Origin of the sequence: Acinetobacter sp. YH12069, from assembly GCF_013419675.1 — a bacterium.
Classification (GTDB): Bacteria; Pseudomonadota; Gammaproteobacteria; order Pseudomonadales; family Moraxellaceae; genus Acinetobacter; species Acinetobacter amyesii.
Map to the genome: position 1 here is coordinate 53674 of NZ_VOZS01000007.1, position 13238 is coordinate 66911.

At 38.9% G+C, this 13238-nt stretch carries 15 protein-coding genes and 1 tRNA gene; 6 read left to right on the forward strand and 10 right to left on the reverse strand.

Annotated features, from left to right (window positions below; all coding sequences use genetic code 11):
- Nucleotides 1-20: 20 nt before the first annotated feature.
- The gene (locus FTU16_RS06525; protein WP_180023366.1) at nucleotides 21-476 is read left to right on the forward strand and encodes a DUF962 domain-containing protein; all 456 of its coding nucleotides are present in this window, start codon (nucleotides 21-23) and stop codon (nucleotides 474-476) included.
- Nucleotides 477-728: 252 nt separating this feature from the next.
- On the opposite strand, the gene FTU16_RS06530 is transcribed toward FTU16_RS06525, so the two are convergent.
- The 3 genes from FTU16_RS06530 to rpsB all read right to left on the reverse strand — a co-directional run bounded on the left by FTU16_RS06530 (nucleotide 729) and on the right by rpsB (nucleotide 3176).
- Nucleotides 729-1238 carry a DUF3465 domain-containing protein gene (locus tag FTU16_RS06530; RefSeq protein ID WP_180162939.1) on the reverse strand — a complete coding sequence of 170 codons (510 nt, stop codon included), beginning with the start codon at nucleotides 1236-1238 and terminating at the stop codon, nucleotides 729-731.
- Nucleotides 1239-1412: 174 nt separating this feature from the next.
- A complete protein-coding gene (tsf, locus tag FTU16_RS06535; protein WP_180066391.1) occupies nucleotides 1413-2288 on the reverse strand; it encodes a translation elongation factor Ts in 876 nt (291 codons plus the stop codon).
- Nucleotides 2289-2429: 141 nt separating this feature from the next.
- The gene (gene rpsB, locus FTU16_RS06540; RefSeq protein WP_078190314.1) at nucleotides 2430-3176 is read right to left on the reverse strand and encodes a 30S ribosomal protein S2; all 747 of its coding nucleotides are present in this window, start codon (nucleotides 3174-3176) and stop codon (nucleotides 2430-2432) included.
- Nucleotides 3177-3383: 207 nt separating this feature from the next.
- On the opposite strand from rpsB, the gene map reads away from it, so the two are divergent.
- Nucleotides 3384-4211 (forward strand): type I methionyl aminopeptidase, encoded by an 828-nt coding sequence (map, locus tag FTU16_RS06545; RefSeq protein ID WP_168378021.1) that lies wholly within the window; start codon nucleotides 3384-3386, stop codon nucleotides 4209-4211.
- Between the two features lie 270 nt (nucleotides 4212-4481).
- Nucleotides 4482-5708 (forward strand): pyridoxal phosphate-dependent aminotransferase, encoded by a 1227-nt coding sequence (locus FTU16_RS06550; protein ID WP_111883988.1) that lies wholly within the window; start codon nucleotides 4482-4484, stop codon nucleotides 5706-5708.
- 48 nt (nucleotides 5709-5756) lie between these two features.
- Here the strand turns inward: FTU16_RS06550 and FTU16_RS06555 are convergent, their stop codons facing one another.
- The gene (locus FTU16_RS06555) at nucleotides 5757-7103 is read right to left on the reverse strand and encodes an MATE family efflux transporter (RefSeq protein ID WP_180162940.1); all 1347 of its coding nucleotides are present in this window, start codon (nucleotides 7101-7103) and stop codon (nucleotides 5757-5759) included.
- A gap of 328 nt (nucleotides 7104-7431) precedes the next feature.
- Here FTU16_RS06555 and FTU16_RS06560 point away from each other — a divergent pair, with 328 nt between their 5' ends.
- Entirely contained in the window at nucleotides 7432-7869 is a 438-nt protein-coding gene (locus FTU16_RS06560) for a PaaI family thioesterase (protein WP_180084181.1), read from the forward strand.
- Between the two features lie 50 nt (nucleotides 7870-7919).
- Here FTU16_RS06560 and FTU16_RS06565 read toward each other — a convergent pair whose 3' ends face one another.
- Complete coding sequence (locus tag FTU16_RS06565; protein ID WP_180162941.1) at nucleotides 7920-8378, reverse strand: hypothetical protein; 459 nt, start codon at nucleotides 8376-8378, stop codon at nucleotides 7920-7922.
- A 251-nt stretch (nucleotides 8379-8629) separates the two neighbouring features.
- On the opposite strand from FTU16_RS06565, the gene FTU16_RS06570 reads away from it, so the two are divergent.
- Nucleotides 8630-8705 (forward strand) — tRNA-Asn (locus FTU16_RS06570).
- 88 nt (nucleotides 8706-8793) lie between these two features.
- Complete coding sequence (locus FTU16_RS06575) at nucleotides 8794-9867, forward strand: hypothetical protein (protein WP_180162942.1); 1074 nt, start codon at nucleotides 8794-8796, stop codon at nucleotides 9865-9867.
- Between the two features lie 55 nt (nucleotides 9868-9922).
- On the opposite strand, the gene FTU16_RS06580 is transcribed toward FTU16_RS06575, so the two are convergent.
- The 5 genes from FTU16_RS06580 to FTU16_RS06600 all read right to left on the reverse strand — a co-directional run bounded on the left by FTU16_RS06580 (nucleotide 9923) and on the right by FTU16_RS06600 (nucleotide 13209).
- Nucleotides 9923-10747, reverse strand: coding sequence for a DUF4198 domain-containing protein (locus FTU16_RS06580; RefSeq protein ID WP_180162943.1), 825 nt, complete (start codon nucleotides 10745-10747; stop codon nucleotides 9923-9925).
- A 136-nt stretch (nucleotides 10748-10883) separates the two neighbouring features.
- Entirely contained in the window at nucleotides 10884-11537 is a 654-nt protein-coding gene (locus FTU16_RS06585) for a tRNA-(ms[2]io[6]A)-hydroxylase (protein ID WP_078190322.1), read from the reverse strand.
- A 17-nt stretch (nucleotides 11538-11554) separates the two neighbouring features.
- Nucleotides 11555-12280 (reverse strand): pyridoxine 5'-phosphate synthase, encoded by a 726-nt coding sequence (pdxJ, locus tag FTU16_RS06590; protein ID WP_180003244.1) that lies wholly within the window; start codon nucleotides 12278-12280, stop codon nucleotides 11555-11557.
- A 9-nt stretch (nucleotides 12281-12289) separates the two neighbouring features.
- Nucleotides 12290-13006 (reverse strand): DNA repair protein RecO, encoded by a 717-nt coding sequence (gene recO, locus FTU16_RS06595; RefSeq protein ID WP_180162991.1) that lies wholly within the window; start codon nucleotides 13004-13006, stop codon nucleotides 12290-12292.
- Nucleotides 13007-13014: 8 nt separating this feature from the next.
- Nucleotides 13015-13209: an NF038104 family lipoprotein gene (locus FTU16_RS06600; protein ID WP_180162944.1), complete on the reverse strand. Its 195-nt coding sequence runs from the start codon at nucleotides 13207-13209 to the stop codon at nucleotides 13015-13017.
- Nucleotides 13210-13238 lie beyond the last annotated feature (29 nt).

Here is a 13238-nt window from a genome sequence, read left to right on the forward strand (position 1 = left end):
CCCCATGATTAAGGACTATCATGAAAACAATCAACGAATGGTTTGATGAATACAGCGAAAGTCATCAAAATAAAACCAATAAAATGATTCACTGGATTTGCGTACCCACGATTTATTTTTCAATCGTTGGCATATTGGCGCATTTTAGCGCGCTACTTACTGCTGTCTTACTTGCTTTAGCATTTATCTTTTACGCACGTTTAGACATTGTCCTTGCTGTTGCAATGGCCGCGTTAACATTAATCATGGCATGGCTAATTTGGGTGTTACCAGTTGGATATGGCTTTTATATCGCGCTCTTTATATTCGCATGGATTGGTCAATTTTATGGCCATAAAATTGAAGGTAAAAAGCCCTCTTTTTTCAAAGATCTCCAATTCCTCCTCATTGGCCCTATTTGGTGTTTAGATACATTTGCAGGAAAAGTACTTGGTAATTGGAAAACACGCTATAAATCGCAAATAAAGAGCATTTAGAGCACGATTAATTTCATAGATCTCTTTTTCACTTATTCCACATCGGTTTTCTTCATATTCGATGCTTAAAACCCTATTGTTTATAGGTGTATTTATCTCTGGTATTTCCAATCATTTTTTCTATTTATACGACCAAAAAGCCAGTGTTTAAACACTGGCTTTTACTCAATATGATTAATCCAATTTTATGTTTATAGCTTCATCTGAATCATGATCATTTAAATGACTAAAGTTAAAATGACTACGTGATTTTTATTGATAGGTTTTACCTTGATGCTTTAACCAACCATCTTGATGACGTCCATTCGGATCGTGATGTGTCCAATGCATCACACCACCCTTATCTGAATATTCGTATTCACCGTAAAATTGAACTGTATCGCCTTTTTGTAAGTCGTCAATTCGTGGGGCTAGATCGATATTATGCGCGACCAAAAGCGTTTGACCATTATTTAAGGTCAAAATGAACTTTTGATGGCGACTACCTTCATTATCATCTCGAAGTACCGCTTTGACTTGACCTGCACCCTCAACCTGAACATTACTGAGTTTATTTTTAAATGCATGCGCAATAATATCTTCAGCACTCTGCCCTTTTTGTTGAGCATCTGCGGGTTGTACTGGTTCTATTTGTGGCTGTGAGTTTTGTTCAGCTGTCGTCTGAACTTGTGCAGTTTTTTGTTGTTGTAAATCAATTCCGAAATAAGCTGCTGCAAGCGCAACAATAATTCCGCCGATGGTTAAGTTTATTTTGTTTGCCATAAGATAGTTTAAATCTAAATTTTCAACTCATTATAGTCATTAATATGGATAAAAATAGGATCTGTGAACAACAATGCACACAATTTAAAGTCAGAATAGCTTTGAAATCAGTAAAGCTACAGCCATAAAAAAAGCCCTCTAAAACGAGGGCTTTTTTCTACAAATAATCAGAGATTATTTTGCAGCAGCTTGAGCAGCAGCAACTTCTTCAGCGAAAGAAAGTTCAGCTTTTTTCTCAATACCTTCACCAACTTCGAAACGTACGAAGTTAGCAACAGTAGTACCAGTTGCTTTAAGAACTTCTGCAACTTTCTTATCGTTGTCGATAACGTACATTTGGTTCTCAAGAACAACTTCGTTCAAGTATTTCTGAACTGAACCAGTTACCATTTTTTCAACGATGTTTGCTGGTTTACCAGATTCAATTGCTTTCGCTTCAGCAATTTCTTTTTCTTTAGCGATAAGTTCAGCAGAAACGCCAGCTTCGTTTACAGCAACTGGGTTGAATGCAGCGATGTGCATAGCCAAACCTTTACCAGTTTCAGCATCACCAGCGTATGCAACTACAACACCGATTTTTAAACCGTGTTTGTAAACTGCAAGGTTGTCGCCTTCAACGATTTGAGCACGACGTACTTGGATGTTTTCACCGATTTTTTGAACAAGCGCGATACGAGCTTCTTCAACAGTAGCACCATCTTCAAGTTTCAATTCAGCAATTTGAGCAACGTCAGTTACACCAGCAGCAAGCGCAGCAGCAGCAACTTTAGCAGAGAAACCAGCAAAGTTTTCGTCTTTAGCAACGAAGTCAGTTTGACAGTTAACTTCTAAAAGGATTGCTTTATTACCTTCTTGAGCGATAGTGATCGCGCCGTCAGCAGCAATGTTACCCGCTTTTTTAGCAGCTTTAGCTTGACCAGATTTACGAAGGTTGTCGATCGCTAATTCGATGTCACCGCCCGCTTCTGTTAATGCTTTTTTACATTCCATCATTGCAAGACCAGTACGATCGCGCAATTCTTTAACCATGCTTGCTGTAACTGCAGTCATGTTAATCTCCTAAATACGGTAGAAAATGAATTCTTTTTAGAACAGAAACGGCCCAGAGCTGTCTCTTGGGCCGTCTGCATACATGACGCTTACTTTGCCACCATCACGTGTCGCAAAAATGACAAGCTTACGTCAAACGCATTAAGCCTCAGAAGCAGGAGCTTCTTCGCCTTTAGCTTGTGCATTTGCTTGTGATTGAGCATATTCTTTACCAGCAAGAATCGCATCAGCCATAGCAGAAGCGTAAAGAGTAACTGCACGGATCGCATCGTCGTTACCAGGGATAACGTAGTCTACGTTGTCTGGGTTAGAGTTTGTATCAACGATACCGATAACAGGAATACCAAGGTTTTTAGCTTCTTTAATTGCAATTGCTTCGTGATCAACATCGATTACGAATAATGCGTCAGGTAAACCACCCATGTTTTTAACGCCGCCAAGAGCGCGTTCAAGTTTTTCCATCTCACGAGTACGTTCTAAAGCTTCACGTTTAGTAAGTTTAGCGAAAGTACCGTCAGTAGATTGAGTTTGAAGGTCTTTTAGACGGTTGATTGACTGGCGAAGAGTTTTCCAGTTAGTCAACATACCACCCAACCAGCGGTGATCAACATATGGTTGACCTGCACGTTGAGCTTGTTCACGGATGATTGCAGAAGCTGCACGTTTTGTACCAACGAACAAAACTTTGTTCTTTTTGCTAGCCAAGTTGTTAGCAAAGTTCAAAGCATCATTTAACGCAGGAACAGTGTGCTCAAGGTTGATGATGTGAATTTTGTTGCGCGCGCCGAAGATGTATTCGCGCATTTTTGGATTCCAAAAACGTGTTTGGTGACCGAAGTGTGCGCCTGCTTGAAGAAGGTCGCGCATGCTTACGTTGTAATCTGCCATTTTCTTTACCTTAAAGTTTGGGTTAGGCCTCCATATACCCGCATTCTCCACCTAAAAAGGCACCCAGAGAAATGTGTCGATATATGTGCGGATTTTATTGCCCCATCGCACAAAGCTCATGAAAGATATTCACGAAAAAGCATTTGATAAAATGGGCGGCTATTTATACCATAGTCACATACAAATTTCCAAAAGTTTTTAGAGATCATGAACAGTACTTACGAAGCTCCACGTCGATTAATTAAAACGCCTGACGAAATTGAAAAAATGCGCGTCGCGGGTCGACTGGCGGCAGAAGTTTTGGATATGATCAAACCGCATATTGTTCCAGGTGTGACTACCCTAGAACTTGATACGATTTGTCATGACTATATTGTCAACAAACAAGAAGCTATTCCTGCTTGTTTAGGTTATGGTGCTGCGCCGGGTCGTCCAGCGTTCCAGCACGTGATCTGTACTTCAGTGAACCATGTGGTGTGTCACGGTATTCCATCTGAAAGCAAAAAGTTAAAAAAAGGTGACATCTTAAACATCGATGTCACTGTGATTAAAGATGGTTACCACGGTGATACCAACATGATGTATATCGTAGGCGGTGAAACATCTATTTTAGCGAACCGTTTATGTAAAGTTGCTCAAGAAGCCATGTACCGTGGTATGGCGGTGGTAAAACCAGGCGCAACCATGGGTGATATTGGTAATGCCATTCAACAATATGTTGAATCAGAACGTTTTGGCGTTGTACGTGAATATTGTGGTCATGGTATTGGTACTGTTTTCCATGACGAACCACAAGTTTTACACTACGGTCAACCCAATACAGGCATGATCTTAGAAGAAGGCATGACCTTTACCATCGAACCAATGGTGAACGGTGGCGACTGGAAAACCAAACTTCTTGGTGATAAATGGACTGTCGTTACTAAAGATCATAGCTTGTCTGCACAGTACGAACACACGCTACTTGTAACAAAAAATGGTGTAGAAGTGCTAACTGCTCGCCCCGAAGAAGATCTATCGCGTTTTGTTCAATAAGCAAAGTATTTGAAGCACAAAATTTTATTAAAAATGGTCACAGATATTGTGGCCTTTTTTATGCCCTATTTTTGTCCGTGACTTTAAGAATTTGCCATAAAATTTGATTAAAAATTTAAGTAACTCAATGTAAATTTTCTCAATTATATGGTTAGGATAGAATATCACACTTTTTTGCACATTGTTGATTTTGCCACTCCCCATTACTGTGCATTTAAGCTAAGATAGTGTGCTTTTTATTTTTTAATCCCTATAAGAAGGAATACTGCCGTGGACGTACGTCTGTCTGATCGTGTAAATAGCATCAAACCGTCCCCTACACTTGCTGTTACTAACAAAGCTGCTGAATTGAAAGCTGCTGGTAAAAACGTAATTGGTTTAGGCGCAGGTGAACCGGATTTCGATACCCCACAACACATCAAAGATGCTGCAATTGCTGCTATCAACAATGGCTTCACTAAATATACAGCTGTTGACGGTACTCCAGGTCTTAAAAAAGCAATTATTGCTAAATTAAAACGCGACAATAACCTTGATTACGCTGCAAACCAAATCTTGGTTTCTTGTGGTGGTAAACAATCTTTCTTTAACTTGGCACTTGCTTTGTTAAACAAAGGTGACGAAGTAATTATCCCTGCTCCTTACTGGGTAAGCTACCCAGACATGGTGATCATTGCTGAAGGTACTCCTGTAATCGTGAAATGTGGTGAAGACCAACGTTTCAAAATTACGCCTGCTCAATTAGAAGCTGCAATCACTGACAAAACTCGTTTAGTGGTTCTAAACAGCCCTTCTAACCCAACAGGTATGATCTACACTAAAGAAGAATTACTTGCTTTAGCTGACGTTCTACGTAAATACCCTGAAGTTTTAGTTGCTTCTGATGATATGTACGAACCAATCCGTTGGGACGACGAATTCTACAACATCGCAACAGTTGCACCAGACCTTTACGATCGCGTAATCGTTCTTAACGGTGTATCTAAAGCTTATGCAATGACTGGCTGGCGTATTGGCTACGCAGCGGGCCCTGCTAAACTTATTGGTGCGATGAAAAAAATCCAATCTCAATCAACTTCAAATCCAACTTCTATTTCACAAGTTGCTGCTGAAGCTGCATTGAATGGTCCTCAAGACGTTCTTGAGCCAATGATTGAAGCATTCAAACGCCGTCACGACCTAGTTGTGAAAGGCTTGAACGACATCAACGGTATCACTTGCCTTCCTGCTGATGGTGCATTCTATGCATACGCAAACATCCGTCCATTGATTCGTGCAAAAGGTTTAAAATCTTGCACAGAATTCTCTGCATGGTTATTGGAAGAAACTGGTGTTGCCGTAGTTCCTGGTGATGCGTTCGGTCTAGGTGGTTACATGCGTATTTCTTATGCAACTGCAGACGAAGTTCTTGTAGATGCGCTTGCACGTATCAAGAAAGCTGCTGACTCAATCGAAGGCGTAGACGCTGCGATTGCTTCAATTGCCGCTGAAAAATAATTTGATCTAAAGATCAAATCAAAAAAACCCGCGATATTCGCGGGTTTTTTATATCTGAGCCATTTTTAAATATTTACTATGTTTCCATTTAAGACAGGTAAAGCAAATAATTGCCGCCAGCGTATAAGCAAAACAAAGCATGATCCAAAATCCTTGAATATTGAATGCAACGTACGTGCGCCCCAACCATGTCACTGGATGGAATGCCAAATACCAGCCGCCACCAAGCCCGAAAACTAAAATCATGCTGCTATAAACCAGCATCGGAAATACAATAACTTTCCAACATCTCAACATATTGACCGAAACTACTAACATCGCATCAAAGATATGCATCCAACACAATAAAAACACCAATGAGAAAACCACGTTGAGTACATCTTTGTCATTACTGAACAAGGGCAATATATAGGGATGAAATACTGCCACAACGATTGAGGCGGATAATGCGACCACGAATGCCACCTTCATCGCTATACCGGTTAAATGCCACGCCTCCTGAACACACCCCTCTCCAATTTTAGTCGATACCAAAATACTAAAGGTTGCGCCAAGTGAAAGCGGCAACATAAACAATAAGCCGCAAAACCCCATAGCGATTTGATACGCATTTACAATGACACTACCCAGTGGTAATGCCAGTAACGCAATTGCGCTTATGGTAAATACATCAATAAAAACAACCACAGCAGTTGGTAATCCAATGCTTAAAATATTACATAAAATTTTTAAATTAAAGAACTCACCTAACCAGTGAATACTTAATTTCTTTTCTAAGAAAAAGAAATAATAGAGAACAAGCAACAGCCATTGCGCAAGAAGATGCTCTAGAAAAGCGCCTTTCACACCATAAGCAGGAATATTAAAAACCGAAATTCCAAATATAAAGCCATATGCCAAAGTTACTTTTATTATTAAATACAGCGTGTTTGCATAAAACACGCGCTTTGCCTGCCCACAGGTTTGCGTGTAAATAAAAAGAATTCGTAATAAAAAATGCCCGGGAATGGTTAAAGCCATCAAAACCAAACATGGTTGAATTAATGCTCTTATTTCTTCATCAGCTCTTAAGACATTAAGCAATGGTTCTGCATGAGTAAAAAGCCAAGCCGCACCACATGAAAGACAGAGCACAATAATGATACTTTGCTTAATAATCAGCTGTAATTCCAGATACGCTTTGCGGCCATTTGCTTCCGCCAGTTCCTGCATCATGCCTTGCAAAATACCCATACCCGAGACAAAAACTAAACTGTAGATACCCAAACAAACAGCCATTGCAGTGACATGTTGTGCTGAAAAATGAGATAAAAAAATCGTATCGAATAAACCACCAAGCATTAAAATGGTATTACTCAAAAAAATGGGCATCCACAAATTTAAAAACGTTTTCATGACTTTTCACTGTATTTTTTATTCTAAATATAAGTCTCAATTCGACTTATAATCAGCTGATATCTTTTATGTTTTACCCATCATCTGTTAAAAACCAAGTATATACAATAGATTTATTACTTATTTTTTTAGATGCATTTCGCGTTATTTTTCACATCATGCCTACCTCCCTTTATCCCCTCTACTCACTGCTATTCTTTATATAACCCACGTAAATGCCAAAGCAAGATTACTCAATGAAAGCTTCAAATAATCAACTTGACAATAATTTCAACAATTAGCTATGTTAAGCTCAGATTCCTTTTTAGAACTCATAAAATAGGCCACAATAATGAACCCAAAAGAAATGACTGGACTACAACTTCTACAAGCCATGTGTGCAGGGAAAATTCCACCAGCAAGTATTAGCGAAACTATTCCTATGCAGCCTTATGAAGTATCTGAGGGCAGTATTAGCTTTAAGGCTAAAGCAGATGCACGACACTTAAATCCACTTGGCGGTGTGCATGGTGGCTTTGCTGCTACGGTACTCGACTCGGTGACAGGTTGTGCCATTCACACGTTATTAGAGGCTGGTGTGGGTTATGGCACCATCGACTTAAATATTAAAATGTGTCGTCCGATCCCAAAGAATGTTGAACTTACGGCTATAGGAAAAGTCATTAATATCAGTAAAAATTTAGGGATTTCTGAAGGGAAAATTATTGATGACAATGGCAAACTTTATGCACATGCAACTGCAACCTGCATGATTATACGTCCTTAATATTTTATTTTTCTGCTCGCAATTCAATGCGAGCAGATGATGATTCAAACTTAAATTGCTGAATGTAAGGCACGAATTAATTGGCCTTCACTTAGATCAATGCGATTACTGCCCTTTTGAAAGCAATAATATTTTAAAGCACTATCTAACTCAACACGAAGTTCCCGTTGTTCTGAAATAGACCATACTTTAGAACGATTTGAGCCTGATAACGCATTACCTGCCAATTGGTATAAATACAAATCTTGCTTGCGTTGCAAAGGCATACGACGACCATCATCTTGATGTTCAAAACGTAAATGACATGGCGCGTTGATCAACCATTTTTCACTAAACCACAGTTGTAATAAATCACCCAATGCTAAGTCACGTTGACCCAAAGGCCAAACGTCAACGTACGCCCCTTCGACAGGTGTTTGATATTGCTCTTGGTTACTGATAATGGAAAGATAGTTTTCTTGATAAAAAGAAAAGTTTGAAAAAATCTGAGAAATAGTCAGCGTATTCATTCGCTTTCTCCTGTTTAGCCATTTTAGTGCTGGCAAGTTGGGTTTAAATCCACACTGTTTAAACATATGTTTAAACGCTCTGTTGTTGCATTCAGACTATCAATTGAATTTTTTCTTTGCAAGCCTAAGATTCATTTTTTCTAAAAAATCCTTCTTTTTGTTCAAATAAAAAACGTCTATCACGCATTTCTCCTCATATTGGTATTTTTAGCTTGACCCTCTTCAAAATCTGCTTATAATCGCATTCAGATTCTCCAATAGCTCAGTCGGTAGAGCGACGGACTGTTAATCCGCAGGTCCCTGGTTCGAGCCCAGGTTGGAGAGCCAAATTCTAAAGCCCATTTATTTAAATGGGCTTTTTTAATGCCTTTGATTTACATATAATCTATAAGTCATTGTCATTAAAATAAAAAAAATGTTCATTCAAGTTGATGCTGAATCAAATAAAACTGCCTTAAAACACTACCTCACTGCATTCATTTTTCTTTTAATTTTTATCAGTCCATTTGCAATTTATTTGGTGAGCTGCACACCCGAAAGTGAAATTGAACAACACTTCAAAACACCACCCAATTTATATAATAGTGAATCGAACACCCTTCTTGACAGCAACCTACAATGGTTGATTCCACCTCAGCAGATTCAAAATCACAATACTATTCCGGAAATATCTGAATCTGTATTGGACGAGATGACAGAAGGACAATATTGGTCAAGCACACCGATTACGCTGCAAAACCAATCTGATCAGTTATATGTTCATATCGATTTTGCAGGTCAGCAACAAACTCGAAAAGATCTTGAAATTTCGGTACTGCCGTTATGTATTGTTCACGAAAAAGAAACACCATGTATGAAAGCTGGGTTAAATGCAAGTGGACAACTCTTTAACATCTCAACTCAAAAAAATACGCAATATCACACATTGGAGACCAATAAATCTTGGATCTTTTATGGCCATGAATTCCAAGAAAATTATATTATCCCACCACAAGCCACTCTCAAATTTTTAGTTAAAGCCAACATCCCTGAACACTTAACCCTACAATGGCTTAGGCTAAGCATCAGTACTAGCCCCATTGTTGAGAAACAGCAAAATTTTATGCTCATGACGCAAAACAGTATGAAAATAAAATATGCACTTGCTCTATTACCACTCTTCATATTAGCTTTGATGCACATTTTTCAAGGGTTTGAAAGCCTTCGTAATTTATCTATCGGCGCACTTTCAGCACTTTTATTTGCTATCAACACCATCATTTGGGATATCCACTATATGGTGATTGGTTGCTTGATTTTATGTTTTGCAAGTGTCTTTTATTGTTTTGAAAGCCGATATTATCGACTGCTCTATTTAACGGGGTATTTACTGATCGCAGGCTATTCGCAGCAATATTATGGTGGTTTTAATAAACACTTTTTCACTCAAACCAGTTTAATTTTATTGATAGGTTTATCGATGTTTTATCTTAAACCTAAAGATAGCTAAATCATTTTCATAAAAAAGCTCCGTAAATCGCAGAGCTTTTTCTCTTTTAATCACCTTAGATTACATTAAAGCTCAAAGTATATTTGTATCGTTTTAATGTATCGCCTTTCATTTCAAAAGGCTGTTGATAATCGATTTTCAGTAAATACTGACCACGATCTGATAGGCTAAAATTCAAGTTTCCTTCTTGATCAGTTTTAAGCGTTTTATAAACTTTTCCTTCACGGCTGTAATCCGTTGTTTGCTGCAAAATTTCAACCTGTAAACCCGGAACCGCTTTTTTCTGATCTAGCACTTTCAGTTGTACTGGCTCATTTTGCATAATGGCATTCGGATGGGTTCTAAATTGCACATCAAAACCATCATGCAAATGATTCACTACATTTGTAGACGTTACACGGCGCGATACAAAAGTTTCAATGATTTCTTGGGTTTGAATACTTTTGATTTGCGACTTTTTAGTCAACTCGGCTGTATAAATGACATTTGCATTCGCAGTTTTTTGAGGATCACGTACACCATTGATTAACGCTTTCCACTGCTTTTGATCATAAGCAAAACGCGCTGTACTTCCCTGCTTTTCACCACGAATACGATACGTGCCATCCTGCTTATTTTCTAAACTATAACTGCTGACTGTTTGAGTTTTTGCCCAATCGGCATCTGTTAGATGCAGCTTTTCACCTGACGGTGTATGTACATGGAAATTAAAATTTTTAATGGCTATTTCAGAAACAAACGGATTGTCATAAAAACCAGAAAGAATGGCACTATGATTATTAAATGTTTGATAGTTTAGAGGTGCAACATAAGGATAATGCGCTTCAGCCTGACCAACCGCACACAAAGCGATACAGAGTAAAGTGAATTGTAATTTCATATTGAATAAGTGAGCTTAAATTGTTTGATTCATAGAGATCGTTTCATTTTAGATTCACCCAAGATAATTGTAAATAATTCTTATTATCATTTATTTTAAGTGCATAAAAAATCCCCCATTCTGGAGGATTCTTTTATCAAGCTGCTTTGACTGGCACACCACTATGAAAGCGGAATAACTCATCTGGGCTGCTAATCAGATTTTTTTCAACTTCACGAATATGCTCAATACGCATCTGAATATCTTCTTTCGGGTTCTTTAGCTTATTGGTCGTCGCCACATCCATGGCCAATGCTAAATAGTCCTCATAATGGCGTGATTCAGACTTTAGCAAATAGCGGTAGTAACGACCCAACTCTTCATCCACGTGCGGTGCAAGCGCATAGAAACGTTCGCATGAACGTGCTTCAACGAATGCGCCGATCACCAAAATATCAATTAACGCTTCTGGCTCATAAGTCCGCACTTCTTTACGTAAACCACCTGCATACCGACCAGCACTGATTGCAGTCCATTCCTGACCACGTTTTGCCATCAGTTCCAGCACTTGCTCATAATGAAGCATTTCTTCACGTACTAGCTGTGCCAGTTTGATTTGTAAATCCGAGAAAAAACTATAACGAAACATCAAATTCATTGCTGTACTTGCAGCTTTCTTTTCACAATTGGCATGATCCTGCATCAGGATATCCAAATTATTTAAAGCTTCATCTAGCCATGCTTTTGGTGTTTCACACCCCAAGAAGCCAATGACTGGCTTCATTAGGGCATCATAATCAATATTTGACATATACTTTACTTAAAAAATTAACGTGCGGCTTTAATCGCAGCTTTCATTTGTTTTACAGACTGTGCCAATCCAATAAACACTGCATCAGCAATAATCGAGTGACCAATATTTAGTTCATGAATTTGCGCAATGCGAGCAATTGGAGTGACATTGTCAATATTTAAGCCATGACCAGCATTCACAATCAAACCTTTAGATGCCGCATATTCAGCACCTTGAATGATACGCTCCAGCTCTGCCTTCTGCGCTTCTGGTGTTTCAGCATCTGCATATGCACCTGTATGCAACTCAATCGTTGGCGCGCCACAGGCAATCGCCGCATCAATTTGAGCAAAGTCAGCATCAATAAATAATGAAACTTCGCAACCAATCGCTGCGAGTGCTTGAGTCGCATTTTTTACATCTTCAAAATGCCCAACAACATCTAGACCGCCTTCAGTCGTGACTTCTTCACGCTTTTCAGGAACAAAGCATACATGATGCGGCTGAATCTCTTTGGCAAATTCAACCATTTCATTGGTCACTGCCATTTCAAGATTCATATGGGTTTTTAATACAGAACGCATACGACGCACATCATCATCTTTAATATGGCGACGATCTTCACGTAAATGTAGCGTAATCCCTTCCGCCCCCGCTTGCTCACAAATAATTGCGGCATTCACAGGATCTGGATAAGTTGTCCCACGTGCATTTCGTAGTGTTGCCACATGGTCAATATTTACACCAAGCAAAGCTGCCATAATTCTTTCCTAATGACGTTGAGTTTGAGAATTCTGTATCCACAATTGACGACTTTTTAATGGACGATCGCCAAGCAAGGAAGTAATCATTTGTCGGTACAACTTAGACAGTAATTGTAACTGTTCAGAATTAAATTCCCCACCTTTTTCATAATCACACATACTTAAAATGTGCTGACCTGACAATGTTGCGCGTGAGGCTTTAATGACAGGTTGAAAACCTTCATTTAAATGAAATTGATAATTTTCATGAAGCTGAATTTGCTGTTGATTTGCATCAGTTGAATAATCCAGCGCATAACCCAATTCTTCAAGCAGTTCATGCTCAAACTGTCTAAGGATTTGTCGCAAAAACAGGTCAGGATTATCGTGCGCAGACATGCATTGGAGTTGTTCTAAGGTATGTGCATATTGAGCAAATGTCTCTGGCATCTCGACCTCTAAGGGACATAGCCTCAATAAGACTTCATTCAAATAAAACCCTGAAAAAAAAGCATCCCCAAAAAAGAAAATGGGTTGATTTACAATTTCAAGTTTACTGAAATTTTTAAGCTCAGACTTGCCGGATGCTTGCAAGCAAATCGGTTGATACTGAGGCGGAGGTGTTTGCCTGAGAATACCGTCAACTCGGCCATGCTCCTGCGTAAACAGGTGCACGATATGACTTTTTTCACGATATTTACGATGGTGAATTAAATAACCATGCAGTATCTCATTACGCATGATTTAAAATATTAATCCTTGTCTTTCTTTTTCTTTTCGTCTTCTTCATCATCCCCATCTGGAATGACTGCACCCACAACTGCAGCGGTCCCTTTGACCACGCCTTTTGTGGTTTTATAAGCCACTTTGACAGGAACAGTAACGATTTTATGAATACATCCTTGTAGAAACAAAACACATGCCACTACAGCTATTACTTTCATCATTACTCTTCCCTCAAAGTTTTAAATGTCTA

What these genes read in the sequence shown, in the direction of transcription:
- FTU16_RS06580 (WP_180162943.1), bottom strand. Translation starts at nt 10,747, where the DNA reads ATGAAATTACAATTCACTTTACTCTGTATCGCTTTGTGTGCGGTTGGT.
- FTU16_RS06575 (WP_180162942.1), top strand. Translation starts at nt 8,794, where the DNA reads ATGTTCATTCAAGTTGATGCTGAATCAAATAAAACTGCCTTAAAACAC.
- tsf (WP_180066391.1), bottom strand. Translation starts at nt 2,288, where the DNA reads ATGACTGCAGTTACAGCAAGCATGGTTAAAGAATTGCGCGATCGTACT.
- FTU16_RS06525 (WP_180023366.1), top strand. Translation starts at nt 21, where the DNA reads ATGAAAACAATCAACGAATGGTTTGATGAATACAGCGAAAGTCATCAA.
- rpsB (WP_078190314.1), bottom strand. Translation starts at nt 3,176, where the DNA reads ATGGCAGATTACAACGTAAGCATGCGCGACCTTCTTCAAGCAGGCGCA.
- FTU16_RS06585 (WP_078190322.1), bottom strand. Translation starts at nt 11,537, where the DNA reads ATGTCAAATATTGATTATGATGCCCTAATGAAGCCAGTCATTGGCTTC.
- FTU16_RS06565 (WP_180162941.1), bottom strand. Translation starts at nt 8,378, where the DNA reads ATGAATACGCTGACTATTTCTCAGATTTTTTCAAACTTTTCTTTTTAT.
- FTU16_RS06555 (WP_180162940.1), bottom strand. Translation starts at nt 7,103, where the DNA reads ATGAAAACGTTTTTAAATTTGTGGATGCCCATTTTTTTGAGTAATACC.
- FTU16_RS06600 (WP_180162944.1), bottom strand. Translation starts at nt 13,209, where the DNA reads ATGATGAAAGTAATAGCTGTAGTGGCATGTGTTTTGTTTCTACAAGGA.
- FTU16_RS06530 (WP_180162939.1), bottom strand. Translation starts at nt 1,238, where the DNA reads ATGGCAAACAAAATAAACTTAACCATCGGCGGAATTATTGTTGCGCTT.
- map (WP_168378021.1), top strand. Translation starts at nt 3,384, where the DNA reads ATGAACAGTACTTACGAAGCTCCACGTCGATTAATTAAAACGCCTGAC.
- pdxJ (WP_180003244.1), bottom strand. Translation starts at nt 12,280, where the DNA reads ATGGCAGCTTTGCTTGGTGTAAATATTGACCATGTGGCAACACTACGA.